This window comes from Arsenophonus sp. ENCA, assembly GCF_002287155.1.
In the GTDB taxonomy this organism is placed as follows: domain Bacteria; phylum Pseudomonadota; class Gammaproteobacteria; order Enterobacterales; family Enterobacteriaceae; genus Arsenophonus; species Arsenophonus nilaparvatae.
This window is the reverse complement of record NZ_NHNG01000619.1, coordinates 1-3,459: the sequence shown is the minus strand read 5'-3', so window position 1 is coordinate 3,459 and position 3,459 is coordinate 1. Positions and strand designations below refer to the sequence as shown.

The 3,459-nt window shown below is 36.9% G+C and carries 3 protein-coding genes; 1 reads left to right on the top strand and 2 read right to left on the bottom strand.

Annotated elements, in window-relative coordinates; all coding sequences use genetic code 11:
* Positions 1-233 precede the first annotated feature (233 nt).
* Together trkA and rsmB are read right to left on the bottom strand one after the other, a co-directional pair.
* The gene (gene trkA / locus CBG25_RS15940; protein WP_290607866.1) at positions 234-1,610 is read right to left on the bottom strand and encodes a Trk system potassium transporter TrkA; all 1,377 of its coding nucleotides are present in this window, start codon (positions 1,608-1,610) and stop codon (positions 234-236) included.
* A gap of 49 nt (positions 1,611-1,659) precedes the next feature.
* Entirely contained in the window at positions 1,660-2,940 is a 1,281-nt protein-coding gene (gene rsmB / locus CBG25_RS15935) for a 16S rRNA (cytosine(967)-C(5))-methyltransferase RsmB (protein ID WP_290607865.1), read from the bottom strand.
* Positions 2,941-3,009: 69 nt separating this feature from the next.
* Here rsmB and CBG25_RS15930 point away from each other — a divergent pair, with 69 nt between their 5' ends.
* Positions 3,010-3,384, top strand: a complete 375-nt coding sequence (locus CBG25_RS15930) for a hypothetical protein (protein WP_290607864.1) — start codon at positions 3,010-3,012, stop codon at positions 3,382-3,384.
* Positions 3,385-3,459: the final 75 nt, after the last annotated feature.

Here is a 3,459-nt window from a genome sequence, read left to right as displayed (position 1 = left end):
TACAGGTTTCGATCTTGACCAGCGGGTCACCCAACTTGTCGATCGTCTGTTGGTGATACTGGTTTGCAAAGAGGTCATTCTTAATGGCGCTGCGTTTCTTCATGGTGGTTAGCTCAGTAGACCAGCTTCCGATAACTTTATCAGCAAAATCAAACTCGGCTTAGGTTTTTCGAGGTGCCCTTTATAAGAATGTTTAAATTATAATATCTATTAATATATTTCTATCAAAATTTTTACAAAAAGAATGGACTAGGTTGGAAGATCTTTTCTACTTCAGGAACATGCTTTTTATCAGTAATGAACATAATGATGTGATCATCTTGTTCAATAATATGATAGCTATTTGCAATGATGACTTCATCATCACGAACAATAGCACCGATAATTGTGCCTGGAGGAAGCTTTATTTCTGAAATTTTTCTACCAACAACTTTAGATGTGTTTTCATCACCGTGAGCAATAGCTTCTATCGCTTCAGCAACGCCTTTACGCAAGGATGAAACTTTGATTATATCTGCTTTACGAACATGTCCTAATAAAGCGGAAATTGTTGCTTGTTGAGGTGATATAGCGATATCAATGACTCCTCCTTGTACAAGATCAACATAAGCAGAACGTTGGATAAGAACCATCACTTTCTTTGCGCCCATTTTTTTGGCAAGCATAGCTGACATAATATTGGCTTCATCATCATTAGTCAGTGCTATAAAAACATCTGTTTGCTCAATATGTTCTTCCGCTAAAAGCTCTTGATCTGAAGCATCACCATAAAACACGATTGTATCATGTAATAGTTCTGCTAATTCGGTTGCTCTTTCTTGATCACGTTCTATTAATTTAACGCTGTAACCTTTTTCTAGTTGTTTTGCTAGACCCGCACCAACATTGCCACCACCAACTATCATAATTCGCTTGTAGGGCTTTTCCAGTCGTTGCAGTTCGCTTATTACAGCACGAATATGCTCAGTGGCTACAACAAAGAAGATTTCATCTCCTGCCTCAATAATAGTGGATCCCTGTGGTCGAATAGGTCTATCTCGGCGAAATATAGCAGCAATTCGGGTATCAATATGGGGTAAATGTTCGCGTAAATTTAAGAGGGAATTTCCTACTAATGAACCTCCATAGTAGGCTTTTGCAGCAACAATACTTACTTTGCCACTTGCGAAGTTAACAACCTGAAGTGCACCAGGATATTGGATTAATTTATAAATATAATCAATGACAAGCTGCTCTGGAGAAATAAGATAATCAATCGGTATGTGATCAGGAGTAAAAAGTTTTTCAGTTTCTCTGATATATTCAGATGCGCGTATTCTAGCAACTTTATTTGGCGTATTAAAAAGAGAATAAGCGATTTGGCATGCAATCATATTAGTTTCATCTGAATTTGTCACAGCGACTAACATATCAGCATCTTCAGCACCGGCTTCCCTTAGGATCCTAGGGTATGAGCCATGCCCACTGACAACTCTTAGGTCGAATTTATCTTGTAGCTGGCGCAAACGTTCAGTATTAGTATCAACGATAGTGATATCGTTGTTTTCATCAACTAAATTTTCTGCAAGTGTTCCACCAACTTGTCCTGCACCTAATATGATAATTTTCATTATATTTTTATCTTACTGCCAGATTGAGTATTTATTCAAAATAGTAGTGTTAATTTTTTATCAGAGAAGCATAAAAGAAACCGTCTCCTCCACGTTGAGTGGGTAATATTTGTTGGCCTAGTTCCATATTGTTATTTAAAGATGCTTCAGGATGATGAAAAAGAAATTTCTGTATTTGTTCTTTGTTTTCATCCGGTAAAATTGAGCAAGTTGCATAAACCAGGATGCCATTGGTTTTTAAATAAGGCCAGATAGCTTCTAGAATTTCATATTGTAATTTAACCAACTGCTGGATATCTGTCGGTTTTCTTAACCATTTTATATCCGGATGCCTACGAATCACACCTGTCGCAGAGCAAGGTGCATCTAGCAATATACGATCAAATTTCGCACCTGATGTCCATTCTAGTGGTCTACGTCCATCACCAACAATAACTCTTGCATGTAATTTTAGTCGATTAAGATTTTCTTGGATACGTTTTATTCGTAGTTGATCAATATCAACCGCTAAAACATCAGCTTTTGGAGCAAGTTCTAGTATATAAGTTGTCTTACCACCTGGAGCTGCGCAAAGATCAAGGATATATTCACCATTTTTAGGTGCTAGTAATTCAACGCATCGTTGAGCAGATAAATCTTGAATTGTTACCCAACCTTGGTCAAAGCCTGGTAATTGGTTAACCGCACACGGTTTTTGTAATTTGATAGCGAATTTACTGTCTTTGCTTAAACTGGCCTCTATACCTGCTTGCTGTAATAGCATTAGATAATCATGAGTAGAATGATACAATTGATTTACTCTTAGCCACATTGGTGGTTTTTGGTTATTGGCCTCAAGAATCTCTTCCCACTGTGCAGGGTAAACTTGCTGAATTTTTTCTAATAGCCATTTAGGATGTAAATAATTGCTTTCATTATTATTGGCTTTTGCATTTAATGTTTGTTCTTGCCGTTGAAATTGTCTTAATACACCATTAATTAAGGCTTTTAGTTGAGGGTGTTTCAGTGTGATAGCACCATCAACAGTTTCTGCTAGTGCAGCGTGTGGGGGAATACGAGTAAAATGAAGTTGGTAAATTCCTACCATAATAAGATAATGAATAATGCGTTTTTTTCCCTTTAATGGTTTAGTTATTAATTGTTGAATAAACCATTCCAATAAGGGTAACACTCTAAGTACACCAAAACTGAGTTCTTGTAAAAGAGCTTTATCTTTATCTGATATATTTTTTTGCCATTCGGGAAGTACAGTGCTTAATGATTGTTTTTGATCAATAACCTGGGCAATGACTTGGGCACAAATGCTTCTAAGGTTATATTTTTTATTCATCACGAGTTTCGCAGTCTCTAAAAAAGAAGTATAAATTTAAAAACAAGAAAAAATCAGGATGTTCATATTTTGTCCGGTTATCCATGCATTAAAGATATCTATAAAATATTCTTGCAAGTAAGCAGTGTAAGATACTCTAGTTTGGCGTTATCAGAAGTCAGCCCATCGCCTTTATCTCATGACACGGTTAGCCGATGGTTAAAAAGTAGATGTTTCCGCCCTAAAGACCTATGGCGATTAGTTGAACCTTCTATAGACAAAAAAAGCCCTTGTGTACTAATTGCCGATGATACATTGATTGCCAAAACACGTAGTAGAAAAATAGAGATGGTTCATTATCAATATTCAGGTAATAAGCATGATGTTATTGCTGGGCACCTCGAAAAACCTAAGCCGAGTTTGATTTTGCTGATAAAGTTATCGGAAGCTGGTCTACTGAGCTAACCACCATGAAGAAACGCAGCGCCATTAAGAATGACCTCTTTGCAAACCAGTATCACCAACAGACGATCGACAAGT

What these genes read in the sequence shown, in the direction of transcription:
- rsmB (WP_290607865.1), bottom strand. Translation starts at nt 2,940, where the DNA reads ATGAATAAAAAATATAACCTTAGAAGCATTTGTGCCCAAGTCATTGCC.
- trkA (WP_290607866.1), bottom strand. Translation starts at nt 1,610, where the DNA reads ATGAAAATTATCATATTAGGTGCAGGACAAGTTGGTGGAACACTTGCA.